The 13,685-nt window shown below is 66.5% G+C and carries 12 protein-coding genes; 5 read left to right on the forward strand and 7 right to left on the reverse strand.

What is annotated here, in order from left to right; translation table 11 throughout:
• Nucleotides 1-517 precede the first annotated feature (517 nt).
• Nucleotides 518-1,678, reverse strand: coding sequence for a helix-turn-helix domain-containing protein (locus IEW34_RS16805; protein WP_188610376.1), 1,161 nt, complete (start codon nt 1,676-1,678; stop codon nt 518-520).
• A 339-nt stretch (nt 1,679-2,017) separates the two neighbouring features.
• Here IEW34_RS16805 and IEW34_RS16810 point away from each other — a divergent pair, with 339 nt between their 5' ends.
• Nucleotides 2,018-3,085 (forward strand): DMT family transporter, encoded by a 1,068-nt coding sequence (locus IEW34_RS16810; RefSeq protein ID WP_188610377.1) that lies wholly within the window; start codon nt 2,018-2,020, stop codon nt 3,083-3,085.
• A 186-nt stretch (nt 3,086-3,271) separates the two neighbouring features.
• Here IEW34_RS16810 and IEW34_RS16815 read toward each other — a convergent pair whose 3' ends face one another.
• A complete protein-coding gene (locus tag IEW34_RS16815) occupies nt 3,272-4,849 on the reverse strand; it encodes a class I adenylate-forming enzyme family protein (RefSeq protein ID WP_188610378.1) in 1,578 nt (525 codons plus the stop codon).
• 307 nt (nt 4,850-5,156) lie between these two features.
• On the opposite strand from IEW34_RS16815, the gene IEW34_RS16820 reads away from it, so the two are divergent.
• Complete coding sequence (locus IEW34_RS16820; RefSeq protein WP_188610379.1) at nt 5,157-6,383, forward strand: ABC transporter substrate-binding protein; 1,227 nt, start codon at nt 5,157-5,159, stop codon at nt 6,381-6,383.
• A 67-nt stretch (nt 6,384-6,450) separates the two neighbouring features.
• On the opposite strand, the gene IEW34_RS16825 is transcribed toward IEW34_RS16820, so the two are convergent.
• From IEW34_RS16825 to IEW34_RS16835, 3 genes are all read right to left on the reverse strand, one after another.
• Complete coding sequence (locus IEW34_RS16825; RefSeq protein ID WP_188610380.1) at nt 6,451-7,455, reverse strand: NAD(P)H-quinone oxidoreductase; 1,005 nt, start codon at nt 7,453-7,455, stop codon at nt 6,451-6,453.
• Nucleotides 7,456-7,724: 269 nt separating this feature from the next.
• On the reverse strand, nt 7,725-7,940 hold the full coding sequence (locus IEW34_RS31115; protein ID WP_373288266.1) for a winged helix-turn-helix domain-containing protein: 216 nt from the start codon (nt 7,938-7,940) through the stop codon (nt 7,725-7,727).
• A gap of 56 nt (nt 7,941-7,996) precedes the next feature.
• Nucleotides 7,997-9,043, reverse strand: a complete 1,047-nt coding sequence (locus IEW34_RS16835) for a DUF8606 domain-containing protein (protein ID WP_188610382.1) — start codon at nt 9,041-9,043, stop codon at nt 7,997-7,999.
• An 879-nt stretch (nt 9,044-9,922) separates the two neighbouring features.
• Between IEW34_RS16835 and IEW34_RS16840 the strand changes: the two genes are divergently transcribed.
• Nucleotides 9,923-10,135 (forward strand): dodecin, encoded by a 213-nt coding sequence (locus IEW34_RS16840; protein ID WP_188610383.1) that lies wholly within the window; start codon nt 9,923-9,925, stop codon nt 10,133-10,135.
• 51 nt (nt 10,136-10,186) lie between these two features.
• On the opposite strand, the gene IEW34_RS16845 is transcribed toward IEW34_RS16840, so the two are convergent.
• Together IEW34_RS16845 and IEW34_RS16850 are read right to left on the reverse strand one after the other, a co-directional pair.
• The gene (locus IEW34_RS16845; RefSeq protein WP_188610384.1) at nt 10,187-11,272 is read right to left on the reverse strand and encodes an SDR family oxidoreductase; all 1,086 of its coding nucleotides are present in this window, start codon (nt 11,270-11,272) and stop codon (nt 10,187-10,189) included.
• Between the two features lie 77 nt (nt 11,273-11,349).
• The gene (locus tag IEW34_RS16850) at nt 11,350-12,120 is read right to left on the reverse strand and encodes a TetR/AcrR family transcriptional regulator (RefSeq protein ID WP_188610385.1); all 771 of its coding nucleotides are present in this window, start codon (nt 12,118-12,120) and stop codon (nt 11,350-11,352) included.
• A 187-nt stretch (nt 12,121-12,307) separates the two neighbouring features.
• On the opposite strand from IEW34_RS16850, the gene IEW34_RS16855 reads away from it, so the two are divergent.
• Together IEW34_RS16855 and IEW34_RS30300 are read left to right on the forward strand one after the other, a co-directional pair.
• Nucleotides 12,308-12,916 (forward strand): NADPH-dependent FMN reductase, encoded by a 609-nt coding sequence (locus IEW34_RS16855; protein WP_188610386.1) that lies wholly within the window; start codon nt 12,308-12,310, stop codon nt 12,914-12,916.
• Between the two features lie 38 nt (nt 12,917-12,954).
• The coding region (locus IEW34_RS30300) for a 4-hydroxyphenylacetate 3-hydroxylase N-terminal domain-containing protein (protein WP_280516301.1) at nt 12,955-13,685 on the forward strand (731 nt) is incomplete at its 3' end.

The following is a 13,685-nucleotide window of genomic DNA, read 5'->3' on the forward strand; positions in this document are numbered from 1 at the left end:
ACAGCTAACGATGACGCGGGCCATCGGCCCGCCCGAGTATTTCGCAATGGATAGGACCATCCAATTGCACAGAATTGCTCCAGGGCTTTGAATCCGGAGCGCTGCTCGGCGACCGGGTGGTTCCACCCACCCGCGGAGCGCGCTAGGCGGCGCGGCGTGCTGCACGCGGCCGCCATTCCGGCGCATGGAGATGCGAGCTCGGAAGGAAGGGAAGTCCGGATTGCGCAGGATATCCCCTGCGGCGGGCCGCTCGCGCCGCCCGCCGCAGGGGAGTCACCCCCCGGTGTCTCTTGATTGTGGAATTTACTGCCGGGTGCGCCGCAGTCCCGCGCCCCAGCGCGGCCCTGGGCCCGCACCCGCCCCCCGTCGGCAGTCGTCACCGGTTGCCCCCGCCCCCCTTGGCACCGTCAGCGACACCATAACCGTTCGAGACGAAGGGGATTAGGTCCGCCGTCTCATTCCGTTACGTCAATTGTTGATCCAGCGTCTCAACCCGCCCGGTTGTGTCGGGTACCCGTCAGACCGCCCCATGTCGCGCCCGCTGATCGGCCAGATGCTGCTCGCGGGCGTCGCTTGGCGTCATGCCGAACCGCCGCTTGAACATGCGGTTGAACGTCGGCGCATCGAGAAAGCCGCAGCGGAAGGCGATCTCGGCCACCTTGAGCCCATCCAGCGGGCGGGTGGTGAGCAATTGCCAGGCTCGCGTGAGCCGGCAGTCCCAGATCACCGCGGCGATCGTCTCGCCCCGCCGCGCGAAGGCGCGATAAAGGGAGGCGCGCGAACAGCCGATGGCGCGCGCCACCATGTCGGGAGAGAGAGCAGCGTCCGCACACCGGCGTTCGATCAGCTGCCGCGCAGCGGCATAGTGGCCACTCTCGAAACCGTCGGGCTCGGAGCCGCCAACCGCCTCAGCCTGCAATTGCGCGAGCGCCATGTCGGCGGCCGCCGTGAGGGCGACGACACGCTGTCGCTCGCTCAGCTCTGCCTCGTGGACCATCGTCGCGATCATGTGCGCGCGCAGCAGCGCGCCTATGCCCTTGGCCGGCAGGGTGAGCCCAGCCAGATGGTCGGGATCACGGCCAAGTGCTCGTGTGACCATCATCCGCGGCAAGACCAGCGCCACAGCCCGGTGGCGCGACCGGACCAGCGAACTAGGCTGGGCCTGGTCGATGATGCAGAGGTCTCCAGCCCGGTGCGGCAGCGAGCGGCCGGCATGGTCGAGCGTGCCGTGACGTGCGCCGACCATCAGATCGAAGACGATGTCGTCGACCCCATCGGCGGCGCAGCGTGCTGCGCTCCGCTCGCCGGCAATGCTGCTCGAAACGTGCTCGAGCAGCTGGATACCGTTCGCGTTGATGATGCGCAGGTGCGCATCGAACGGCCGGTCGTGCTCGAGTTGCGCCACCGGCTCGTTGCGGCGCATGACCTCGTCGCGCCAATAGGCGAAACGATCTCGCGGCGCCACGGCGGCGGTCGTCCATTGCAGCGCGGGAGGCGAACCGGACGGCTCCCCGCGCGAGTCCGCCAATGCGAAAGGCACTTCAGCGTCGTCAGCCCACGTGGCCATGGCGGCTACAACCCAGGTTGCAATGACGTCCAACTTAGAACCGTTCCGGGCGGGCGTCGATACGATCGACGGCGATGCGCTTGCGGTGTGAACGCCGGGCGCCGGGCGCAATGCTCACGTTCATCGCCCAGACGACGAGGACGATGCCGGCGTGCGTCATTCCCAGCGCCATCATGAGGTGAGATTCCATTCGCAGGTCCCCACGTGCACTCATCCAAGCCGGATGTGTTGATAACTTGAAGATGTCGATACTTTGGCGTCCCAATACCGGCAAGCACCGTCGTCTGCGAGAGCTGTCACATTCCCGCGCGCGCGAATATTCGCGTACCGCCCAAGCTTCATGCCCGGGCTAAGACAGTCGTCCGCGGGCACGACATTTCGCGCGCATGAAGGCCGTAGCCGATATGCCGAGGGCAATATGCGCTAAGATCATGCTGGAGGAGCGGGCATATGGCGCGGCTGCAAGCGTATTCGGGGCCGATGACGGCGCTCGCCTCGGCGGCCCTGTTCGGGGCGAGCACGCCACTGGCGAAGCTCCTGCTTGGCGGCGGCCTCGATCCGTGGCTGCTGGCGGGTCTGCTCTACCTCGGCTCCGGCATCGGCCTGGGCGCCCTTGAGCTGGTCCGGGCGGCCCGCGGGCGTCCGTCGGCCGAAGCCCCGTTGGAGCGGCGGGATCTGCCCTGGCTTGCTCTCGTCGTGCTCGCTGGCGGTATCGTCGGCCCGCTGCTGCTGATGGTTGGCCTCACGCACACGCCGGCCTCTTCGGCGGCACTGTTGCTCAATGTCGAGGGCCTCGCGACCATGGGCATCGCCTGGCTCGTCTTCAAGGAATACGTCGATCGCCGCTTGCTCGTGGGCGCCTTCGCCATCCTCTCGGGCGCCGTCGTGCTGTCGTGGCAGGGTGGGCCCACGGTCTTCGGGCCGGGCGCCACGGCCATCATCGGCGCTTGCATCGCCTGGGGCATCGACAACAACCTGACGCGCAAGCTCTCCTCCGCGGACCCGGTGCAGATCGCCATGATCAAGGGCCTGGTGGCCGGAACGGTGAACCTGATCCTTGCCGCGACCACCGGTGCGCGTCTGCCCGCCGTGCCCGAGATCGCGCTCGCCGGATTGGTCGGCTTCCTCGGCTACGGCGTGAGCCTGGTCCTCTTCGTGCTGGCGCTACGCCATCTGGGCGCGGCGCGCACCGGCGCCTATTTCTCGGCAGCGCCCTTCATAGGCGCGGTTCTGGCTGTCGCGCTCTTCGCCGAGCCGATTACCATCCAGCTCCTCCTGGCCGCCCTGCTGATGAGTGGCGGCCTCTCTCTGCACCTCGCGGAACGGCACGTGCATGAACATGCCCACGAGGCGATGGAGCACGCGCACCGCCATGTGCACGACGCGCATCATCAGCACGGGCACGGGCCGCAGGAGCCGGCCGGCGAGCCGCACACGCACGCCCACCGCCACCAGCCCATGGTGCATAGGCATCCGCATTATCCGGACCTACATCATCGGCACGGCCACGCGCATTGATGCTGCATGGCCGCCGACCGCTCGTCGGTCGGCCCCCTGGAGGCCGGGCGCCGAGCCTGAGCGTCCGGCGAGAGGTAAGACCGCCGGGCCAGGCGTCGGCTAGAGCGTTTTCGCCCGAAGTGGACGCCGATTCGCGTGAAGAAAACGCGACACATCAAACGGATAGAGCATTTCGGCGGAAATGCTCTAAGCGTCGGCCTGCACGTAGGGCGCGCGCAGCTCGCGCTTCAGCACCTTGCCGATCGGACTGCGCGGCAAGCTCTCCAGGAACACCACTTCGGAGATGCGCTGCGGCTTGCCGAGGCGCTCGTTGGCCCATGTCCGCAACTCCTCGGCCCCCTCGTCGGCGCCATCGCGCAGCACCACGAAGGCGAGCGGCGTCTCGCCCCATTGCTCGCTCGGCACCGCGATCACCGCCGCGTCGGTCACATCGGGATGGGACAGCAGCACCTTCTCCAGATCGGTGGCGTAGACGTTGAAACCGCCGGAGATGATCATGTCCTTCTTGCGGTCAGACAGGTGCAGGAAGCCGTCCTCGTCGAAATAGCCCATGTCGCCGGACTTGAAGAACTTGTTCCCCGCGGCGTCGTACCAGATCATGGCGTCGGTCGCAGAGGGGCGGTTGTGGTAGCCCTTCATCATGATGCCGCTGCGGCCGGCGATCTCGCCGATCTCGCCTTGCGGCAACTCGCGCCCGTCATCGTCGAGGATCTTGAACTCGGCGCCGAAGGCGGGCTGGCCGACGGTGTCCAGCTTGTCGGGATGGGCCGTGGCATCGAGGATGCAGGCGCCGCCGCCTTCCGTCATGCCGTAGATCTCGAGCAGTTGCCCCGGCCAGCGCTCGACGATCTCGCGCTTCAGCGCCGCGCGCAGCGGCGCCGAAGTGCACATCTTGTGTTGGAAGGCGGACAGATCGCGCTGCGCGAAGCTCGGGTCGCCGAGCAGGCGCTGATACTGCACGGGCACCAGCATCGTATGGGTGATGCGCTCGCGCTCGGCGAGATCGAGATAGCCCGTCACGTCGAATTTGCGCATGACCACGCTGGTGCCGCCGAGCCCGATGGTCGGCAGGAACGCGGCGATCGTCGTGTTGGAATAGAGCGGCGTTGCCAGCAAGGTGCGGCATCCCGGGCCGTAGCCGAGGGCCGCCAGGTTGTCGAGCGTCAGGGTGCGCGTCGCATGGTCGTGGACGATGCCTTTGGGCACCCCGGTGGTCCCTGAGGAATAGATGATGTTGAAGTCGAGCTCGGGCGTGATCGCAATGCCCGGATCTGCGGCCGATGCCTGCTCCATCAGGCCCTTGTAGGAGGCCCAGCCGTCGGCCGCGAAATCGATGCCAATGGCGTTGGCCGCGGCCAGCGGCAGGAGATCCGCCGGAAAGCCCGCAGCGAGATCGCGCATCCCCTCGGAGAGGAACAATACCTTCGCGCCGCTGTCGGCGATCATGCCGGCGAGTTGCTCGCTCGAGGCCATGGGCGACAGCGGCACCAGGCAGGCGCCGGCGCGCAGCGTGCCGACGAAGATCTCGACATACTCGGCGCTGGGCGAGGCGAGGATGGCCACCTTGTCGTTCGGCCGCACACCGCGGCCGACGAGCAGGTTGGCGAGCCGGTTGATCCGCTCGTTCAGCGTCCGCCAGTCGACCCGCTGGCCCTCGAAGACCAGAGCCTCGCCCGCCGGCTGCTGCCGCGCGTGCGCCGAGACGCGGCTGCTCAGGTCGAAGAAGACCGGTTCGTCCGGCGCCACCGCTGCCGCTGATGTCATGCCGCTCCTCCTTCAGATGGCCGTGCCGGGCGCCACGCGCAGCCCGCCCGCCATGTCAACGTTCCTCGGTTCGGGATGCAGACCTGTCGTCCGGGCCGTTCGCCCCTCGGCCTGCACCGACGGCGCCGAACCTAGCTCCGGCTCGACGCGATATCCATAAGATAATATATGTTACCGACCCGGCGGCGCAGCCTCGCCCTCGCCCGATGCGAGCGCGAGGACGCATGCGTGCGCCTGAGGCATTGTGGAGTGGACAATATCAGGGCGGGCGCGTTCGCGCGGCACCGCACCCAAACAGGGGAACACCATGGTCGAGCTTACCCGCCGCACGCTTCTGGCTGCCGGCACCGTTGTGCTGGCGGCGCCATACGTATCGCGCGCCCACGCCGCGACGCCGATCCGGATCGGCGTCCTTGCCGATATGAACGGCCCCTACTCGAACCTGTCCGGCATCAGCGCCGTGACCGCCGCGCGGCTCGCCGCCGAGGACTTCAAGAAGGAGAAGCCCGACCTGCCGGTCGAGATCGTCTTCGCCGACTTCCAGCTCAAGCCCGACATCGGGCTGGGCGTCGCGCGGAGCTGGTTCGACACCCAGGATGTGGATGCCGTGCTCGACATTCCGATGTCCGCCCTGGCGCTCGGCCTGACGGAGCTGGTCAAGTCGAAGAACAAGGTGGGCTTGTTCTCCGGCACGGCGACCGAGGACCTGACGGGCAAGTTCTGCAGCCCCAACCACGTGCACTGGAGCTACGACAGCTACGCGATGGCCAGCACCATCGCCAACGCCTGCATGCAGCGCGGCCTCGACACCTGGTTCTTCATCGCGGCGGACTACGCCATGGGCGCGTCCGTCGTTCGCGATGCCACCAAGCTGATCAACGCCGCCGGCGGCAAGGTGCTCGGCGGCGTCAAGCATCCCTTCCCCGGCCCCGGCGACTTCTCCAGCCTGCTGCTGCAGGCCCAGGGCAGCGGCGCGAAGGTGATCTGCTTCGCCAATGCCGGCGACGACCTGGTCAACTGCATCAAGCAGGCGAAGGAGTTCGGCATCACCTCCAAGGGCGCCGTGCTCACGGCGACCTTGATGGACGTGCCGCAGGTCAAGTCGATCGGCCTCGCGGACGCCGAGGGTATCCTTTATTCCAACGGCTTCTACTGGAACAGGGACGACGGCACGCGCGCCTTCACCAAACGGCTGCTGCCCTTCGTCAACGACCTGCATCCGTCGCAGAACATCGCCGGCGCCTATTCGGCGGCATTGCACTATCTGCGGGCGGCGGGTGTGGTTGGCCATGACAAGGCGAAGACGGACGGTGCGGCGGTGGTGGCGCAGATGAAGGCCATGACCGTCACCGATCCCCTCTACGGACCGGCCAAGATCGCGCCCAACGGGCGGCTGCAGAACAATATGTTCCTGCTCAAGGTCAAGTCGCCGTCCGAAGCGAAGGACCCGTGGGATGTGGCTTCGATCGTGGAGACAGTGCCCCCCGAGAAGGCCTTCCGGCCGCAGTCGGAAGGCGCTTGCAAGGCGGCCTGACAACGACCGCCTCCCGGTCGGGGTGCGCCCCGGCCGGCTGCGGCGCACAGAGCGCCTTGCCCTTCGGTCACACCGACAGCACGAGCTTGCCGGTGTGACCGCCGGCCTCCATGGCACGATGCGCGGCGGCGGCCTGCGCCAGCGGAAAGACGCTGTCGACCACGCAGGTGAGGCGCCCGGCCTCGAAGAGCGGCCACACGCGCTCGCGCACGACCTCGGCCAGGGCCGCCTTCTCCGCGATGCTGCGGCCGCGCAGCGTCGAGCCGGTCAGCGTCAGCCGCTTCATCATGACGGGGGTGAAATTGACCTCGGCCTTGGCCCCCTCCAGGAAGGCGATCCAGACGATGCGGCCCTCCAGCGCCGCGGCGGCCATGTTGCGCTCGATGTAATCGCCGCCGACCATGTCGAGGATCACGTCGACGCCGCGCCCCGCGGTCAGCCGCTTGACCTCGTCCACGAAATTCTGCGTGCGGTAGTTGATCGCCGCGTCGGCGCCCAGCTCGGCGCAGGCGGCACATTTCGCGTCGCTGCCCGCCGTCACGAACACGGGCGAGCCAAAGGCCTTGGCGAGCTGGATCGCGGTCGTCCCGATACCGCTCGCGCCGCCGTGCACCAGCAGGCTCTCGCCGGGCCTGAGGCGCGCCCGCTCGAAGACGTTGGTCCACACGGTGAAGATGGTCTCCGGCGCCCCGGCCGCTTCGACCATCGACAGCCCGGCAGGGATGGGCAGTGCGTGGCTCTCGTGGGCGAGGCAGTATTCGGCGTAGCCGCCGCCGCCCACCAGCGCGCAGACCCGGCTGCCGATGGGCCATGCCCTCGCCCCCTCGCCAACGGCGACGACGTCACCCGCGATCTCCAGGCCGGGCGTGTCGGGGGCCCCGGGCGGGGGCGGATAGAAGCCGCGCCGCTGCACCATGTCGCCGCGATTGATCCCGGCGGCATGGACCTTGACGAGGATCTCCCCCGGCCCCGGGACGGGCAGTGGAAGGCGCCGCGGCTCGAGCACCTCCGGGCCGCCGGGCTCACGTATCGCGATCGCCGTCATCGTCGAAGGCAGGCTGCCCTGTGGCATCGTTGATCTCCTCGTCTCCAGTCCCGCCCTGTACGCCAACCATCTTTACGGAGACGCGGCGTCAACATGGGTGTCGCGCCCCGAAAGTGCTCCTGCAGCAAGTACAGATGCTATTTGTGGATCGCTCAAATACTACAAGATTATGTTCTGCATAGTTGAGGTTACAGGGGGGAAGCCTGGTCAAACCATACTATCGATAGCTGTTCAATTTATCGCCGAACCCAGCCCACTAAAGTTGAGGCTCGGGGTCCGCTTAACGGCGCCCGTTGTCACGACAGAGCCCACACCCCTCGCGTTGGGCTGACTACGATCCCTTTGTCGAATAGGTCCTTCCGCGCCCAGCGGATCTCCTTCTCGAACAGGGTGTCTTTGCCGTCTGCCGTGGACCTCGCCAAGTCGGACGCGGGAACGGTCTCGTTGGTCCGCACCCAGGTGTAAACCTGGCCCGGCGTTGAGGGACCTAGCGCCTTCAGCGCCTTGATCACCCAGTTTCGGTACAGCTCGCGGGAGGCAGCAGTCGCCAAGGTCTCGTTTCTCCAACTTAGCCCGGCTCAACGCCAAGCCGATCTCTCAGCACTTCGAGCGTGCGAGGCTCGCACAGCTTGCATACGATGTTCTGATTGGCGAACATTCCCTCGAACCTGACTGGGTCGCTGACGGGAACTGTCCTCACCCAGTCCACCGCTACAGCATATTCGGCCACGTCCGGATCGTTCCGGTCATGTGCCAGGTTGGGCTGGGCCAACGGCTGATCCAGCAACGGCCCTGCTTCCGTGACGAAGTCTCGCACCATCACGACAGGCGCACTCACCTTTCCGTAGCCGACATAGCCCGCGCCCTTTTGATAGACCGCGATGGGGTCGCCAACGCTCAGACGCCGCAGTGGGCCGGACCACTTCTCACCGCCGCCCGCGGCTACGAACCCGTAACGGCGCATGTCCTCCCAAGAACGAGTATCCCCATCACCGGCGTTCACGTACCAGAGACCCTGCCATGGTGACTGGACCTTGGCCTCAGACCTGACAGCCACCTCTTGCTGGTCAAGCAGCCAATCCGTCGTGAGCAGTGTCTGCCCGGCTTCCTGAAAGACGGTGAAGAAAGCCGTGTTGATAGCGATGCCGTGCGTCTCGGACAGGTAGCGGACGATCCGCTGCGATGAAGGGTCCAGGGCGCTCGCCACGATGACTATGGAGTGACTCTGATTGAGTCGCTCGGGTGGACTCGAACTGAAGCGTTCCGCGAAAGCCGTCGTGAGACTTCTGCCAAGGTAGGTCTGCGCTCTCTCGTAAATCTGTGGGGTCGTAAGAGACTGGACCCAGCTCGCATAATCGAGCGCCTGCGCGACGACCTCACGGGGCGTACGGTCCCGCTTCAACTCGACGATGGAGAGGTTGCCCTCGGAATCGATCCCGAGGAGGTCGATCCGTCCGCCGAAGTCTGTGATGATCTGGCGGCCAATGACAAGGATATCGAGCCCAAGCAGGGAAGGCTGTTCGGCCACCCAGCCCTCGATCATGTCCTCGCTAACAAGTTGGCCCTGCGGGACGGGGACGAGCGCTCCATTGGCCAGCTTGTAGAGGCGGGTCATGCGTTAACTGCAGCGGCTGAAGGCCGCTTCCCTCTGCGCCAGCCGATTGCGCTCGGCCCGGCTGCGGTCAAGTGGGTTGTTTCGCGGGCCCGTCGTCTAGTCCTGCGGAACCAAGTCGCCGCGGAAGGCCCCGGCATGGAAGAAGTGCTCAGCGAGCTTTCCAGGATCGCACCCACGAGATAGTCGCAATTCATGTCCATGGGCTAACCCGAGCGAGCATGCGATTGATCTTCGGCGAAATCGACGCACCGGTCCAGCACGCTCGCTGCCGCCGGCGAGTGGCCGATCTTCGCGATGCAGAAAGAGTGGACGATGGGAAAATCGAAAGAACCCACCGTTTGTCTAGGCGGAAAGCTACCTCCCCGCGAGGACATCCGGTCTGCATAGCGCTGCCCACATCCGGCCGACGGAGGATGGCGGCTACCGAACCGATCTCCACGTCGAAGCGCTTCAGCAGCGTGCATCCAGGGCAATGATCTGGTCTAGCCGCGCACGGAACAGATCGCTCGGCCCATTCTCGACAGGCTCCTCGGCCGCATTAAAGCCTCCCCATCGCCGCCTACACCGGCGGTGGAATCAGGGCGAAGCGTTAAGCGTAAATCGCAAGAAAGCTGCCGGCACCCACGAAAATCCGGCAAATCGAATGCGTGGCCGTGCCCAGTCCTCACAGGATACGACTGGCTTGTTAGCTCCTCATAAGCGATGATTTGGTTGAATCCAGACAGCGTAAGGGGCGATGCCAGCCCTGGCACCATCTCCGCCCTGTCGGCCGGGCGGACTCGATCAGGCTTGCCGGGACCCTACATCATGAGGGTAGCGACCGCCGGCACACTCGATCAGAGGTCGCCGCAGGCGCGCCTTGGAAGGGGAGGACAGACCATGTCGGATCACACCTATCGCGTCACCGAGATCATCGGCTCCTCGCCGAACAGCAGCGACGAGGCCATCCGCAACGCGCTCGCGGATGCCTCCAAAACGCTGCGGCACATCGGCTGGTTCGAGGTGACCGAGACCCGCGGTCACGTCCACGATGGCAAGCTTGCGCATTTCCAGGTCACGCTGAAGCTCGGCTTCAGGCTCGACGACCGCTAGCTCGGCGCCGGCCGGCGCGGCCGGGAGACGATTCATCGCGTGTCCCGGCCATTACGGCGGCAGCAGCTTGCTCGCCCGAAACAATCCGAACCACTTGCGGAACATCGCTTCGGTGTCCATCGCCTCGCCGAAGCCCGCCTGGCGGATCTTGACTGTGGAGACGATCGAGATCTTGTCGCCCGCCTTGGCACCGTAAGCCATGAGATAGTCCGCATACTGGAACGACCAGCCCACATAGTCAGCCAGCGGCGGCGCGCGCAGACCGTATTTGGCGCGGATCTCATCCCAGAGGGCTGTCTCCCCGGACATCGTTTCGGCCAGCGCCCGCGGCCGTGCCGGCCCCGGCTCCATCCCGAGTGCGGACGCGATCGCCGGCCACACCCCGCTCCACATGAAGACGTCGCCGTTGGTGACGTTGAACGCCTCGTTGCGCGCCGCCTCCGTTTCGCCGCCCCAGGCGATGGCGCGCGCCAACAGGTCCGCGTCCACCGCCTGCAGCACGTTCGAGGGTCCGCCCGGATAGTAGAGAGGCTCGCCCCTCTCCTTGAGCACGGCCGCATAAGCGCCGAGCGCCGGAATGGGGTTCATCGCGCTGCCGAAAGACTGGCCGAAGATGATCTGAGGCCGGAAGATGGTCCAGCTCCAAGCCTGGCTGCGCTGCCGCTCGGCCAGATAGTCCTGCTGGTTCCAATAGAAATTGGCGACGTCCCGCGCCTCCGACCGGTCTTCCCGGGCCGGTGTATCGATACGGCGGACGTGGGCTCCGTAGGCCTTGGTGCCCTGCAGCAGCGCCACGTGCCGCAGCCCCTTGGCGGCCTTCAGCAGCGGCTCGAGCAGGTTGCGCAGCATGCGGTCGTTGGTGTCGATCTGCTCCCGGTCCTGCCAACCGGAGATGAGGGACGGGCGCTCGTAGAGGGCGGCGTAGACGACGTGGGTGACATCGCCCATACCCCCGAACAGCGCGCCGCATTGGTCTGCGTCGCACAGATCGGCGGCAACGAAGCGGGCGCCGAAGGTCTCGAACGGCGCCCGCCGCGACACCGCGGTGACCTGGACGCCCTCCTGCGCGAAGTGCTTCATGGCCGCGTAGCCGACGAGGCCCGATGCCCCGGCGACGAGCACGTGCTTGCGCGCCATCTCCCCTCCCTCCCCGTTGCTGGTTCGCTCATGCGCTGACCCGGCTCCTCGGGAGAGGCAGAGCCAGCCTCCCGGACCTAGCCCTTTCTGCTTGTCGGCGAAACCTCGTCCGTCGGGACGCGCGACGTGCAGGAGCCGCGCACGGCTCCCGACCCCTCACCGGCCGAGGCCGGCTCCTCCAGATTCTGGCGGCCCGAGAGCAGGCGCAGGCAATCCTTGAAGAATGCCCGCCGCTCCTCGCCCGGGGGCAGCCCCAGCGGCGCCACATTGCAGGACAGCAGCATGCGCGCCCGCAGCATCGAATCGGTCGGGCCGAAGCCGAGTTCGCCGAAGGCGTCGGCCAGAAACGCGAGCACCTGGGCTTCGGCTTCGCGCACGGTCTTCTCGGCGCGGGGATCCATCGTCGCCCAGATGCGCATCGCGTGGTCGAGCTCGAAGGTGCGCTGGCGGATGCTCAGGCGCGCGAGCCGGCGCATGCGCGCCAGGGGACCCGGGCCGCCCGCCAGCGTCGTGGCGAGCTCGCCCTTGACGCGCTCGAGGCTGTAGTGGTCGGCAAGGGCGCCGAGGTAGTCGTCGAAGTCGTTGAAATGGTGGTAGAAGCTGCCGGTGGAGACACCCAGGCGTCTGGTCAGTTGGGCGAGCTTGAGGCCCGCAATGCCGGCATCGCGCAAGACGTCCTGGCCGGCGTCGATCCAGTCCAGCCGCGTCAGGCGGCGGTCACCCTGCGATTTGCCGGGGTCCCGCTTCGACATCTTCGGCCGGGCGGCCGCCAGCTCGGCGGACCCGGAGCCGTCCTGACCCTTGCGGCGTCTCGCCAGCGAGCGGCCCCTCGGCATGATCGTGTCCATCGGTCCTGCCCCTCTCGTTCCGCCATGCCGGCAATTTGCATGCCAGCGCCGACGCCGAATCCAGGCTTGCGCCTCTTGCACGCCGGCACCATAACATAATATATGTTACATAGCGATGGGCGTCGCGCAGCCTGGTCCAAACGGCCTGCACATCACGAGCTGAGCGCCCATGTCAACGGAGGATCGAATGGTCGAACGCCCGTTCATTGTTGGTCTCGGGGGCACGATCCGCGAGAACTCCTCCACCGAGCTCGCCCTTAAGCATTGCCTGAGCGCTGCCGAGGCGCTCGGCGCCGATACCGTGATCTTCCTCGCCAAGGACCTCGACCTGCCCATGTACGGCCATGGCGGCAGCGCCCGCGGCGAGGCGGCAACCCGTCTGGTACACGCGCTGCGGCAGGCGGACGGTGTCATACTCGCCTCCCCCGGTTATCACGGTTCCATCTCCGGGCTGCTGAAGAACGCGCTCGACTATGTCGAGGATCTGCGCGCCGACGAGGCCGCCTACCTCGACGGGCGCGCCGTCGGCTGCATCACCTCGGCCTACGGCGCCCAGGCCATCGGCACCACCATCGTCGCCATGCGCACCATCATCCATGCGCTGCGCGGCTGGCCCACGCCGATGGCGGCCGGCATCAACTCCGCCGACAAGATCTTCGACGCCGAGGGGCGTTGCATCGACGGCAACGTCCGCAGCCAGATCGAGATCGTCGCGAACCAGGTTTTCGATTTCGCCACTATGCGCCGCGCTCATCTGGGCCGGCGACACCGGGAGCCCGTGTCGGCCGTCGCCTGACGGGAGCCCGCATGTCTTGAGGATCAAGGGAGGATACGATGGGTCTGAAGACACCTGAGCAATATATCGAATCGCTGCGGGACGGCCGCGTCACCTATTGGGATGGCGAGAACATCGCGGACATCACCAAGAATGCCCGCTTCAAGGTGCCGCTGGCCCTGGTTGCCAACGACTACAAATACGACGACCCGGATCTGGGTCACCTGCGCCGCTACACCACCGAGGACGGCAGCGAGGCGCACCGGATCTACGAGGTGCCGCGCACGGCCGAAGACCTGAACAAGCGCGTCGAGCTGCTGCAGCACACCTCGATCGGCACGGCCGTCTCCGGCGTGTTCATGGCCCTGATGCAGGTCAAGGACGCGATAGCCGAGGTCAACCCGATGTACGCCGAGAACATCGAGCGTATGTACAAGTATTGCCGCGACAACGATCTGCGCGGGGCCGAGGTGATCACCGACCCCAAGGGCGACCGCAAGCGCCGCGCCCACGAGCAGGACGATCCCGATCTCTACGTCCGCATCGTCGAGCGCCGCAAGGACGGCATCGTCGTGCGGGGCGCCAAGCTGCACATCACCGCCGCCTCGGTGATCCACGAGCTGGTTGTCATGCCGACCAAGGGCATGCGCCAGGACGAGACCGACTATGCCGTCTCGTTCTCGATTCCGGTCAATGCCCCGGGCGTCAAGATCATCAACCGCAGCTTCGCCCCGGCCGAGCTCAACGCCTTCGACTATCCGGCCAGCGCCCACCACAGCATGCCCGAAGG

It is taken from the genome of Chelatococcus reniformis, assembly GCF_014640075.1.
GTDB classification, from domain to species: Bacteria; Pseudomonadota; Alphaproteobacteria; order Rhizobiales; family Beijerinckiaceae; genus Camelimonas; species Camelimonas reniformis.

What these genes read in the sequence shown, in the direction of transcription:
- IEW34_RS16820 (WP_188610379.1), top strand. Translation starts at nt 5,157, where the DNA reads ATGGTCGAGCTTACCCGCCGCACGCTTCTGGCTGCCGGCACCGTTGTG.
- IEW34_RS16840 (WP_188610383.1), top strand. Translation starts at nt 9,923, where the DNA reads ATGTCGGATCACACCTATCGCGTCACCGAGATCATCGGCTCCTCGCCG.
- IEW34_RS16810 (WP_188610377.1), top strand. Translation starts at nt 2,018, where the DNA reads ATGGCGCGGCTGCAAGCGTATTCGGGGCCGATGACGGCGCTCGCCTCG.
- IEW34_RS16850 (WP_188610385.1), bottom strand. Translation starts at nt 12,120, where the DNA reads ATGGACACGATCATGCCGAGGGGCCGCTCGCTGGCGAGACGCCGCAAG.
- IEW34_RS16835 (WP_188610382.1), bottom strand. Translation starts at nt 9,043, where the DNA reads ATGACCCGCCTCTACAAGCTGGCCAATGGAGCGCTCGTCCCCGTCCCG.
- IEW34_RS16825 (WP_188610380.1), bottom strand. Translation starts at nt 7,455, where the DNA reads ATGCCACAGGGCAGCCTGCCTTCGACGATGACGGCGATCGCGATACGT.
- IEW34_RS16815 (WP_188610378.1), bottom strand. Translation starts at nt 4,849, where the DNA reads ATGACATCAGCGGCAGCGGTGGCGCCGGACGAACCGGTCTTCTTCGAC.
- IEW34_RS16855 (WP_188610386.1), top strand. Translation starts at nt 12,308, where the DNA reads ATGGTCGAACGCCCGTTCATTGTTGGTCTCGGGGGCACGATCCGCGAG.
- IEW34_RS16845 (WP_188610384.1), bottom strand. Translation starts at nt 11,272, where the DNA reads ATGGCGCGCAAGCACGTGCTCGTCGCCGGGGCATCGGGCCTCGTCGGC.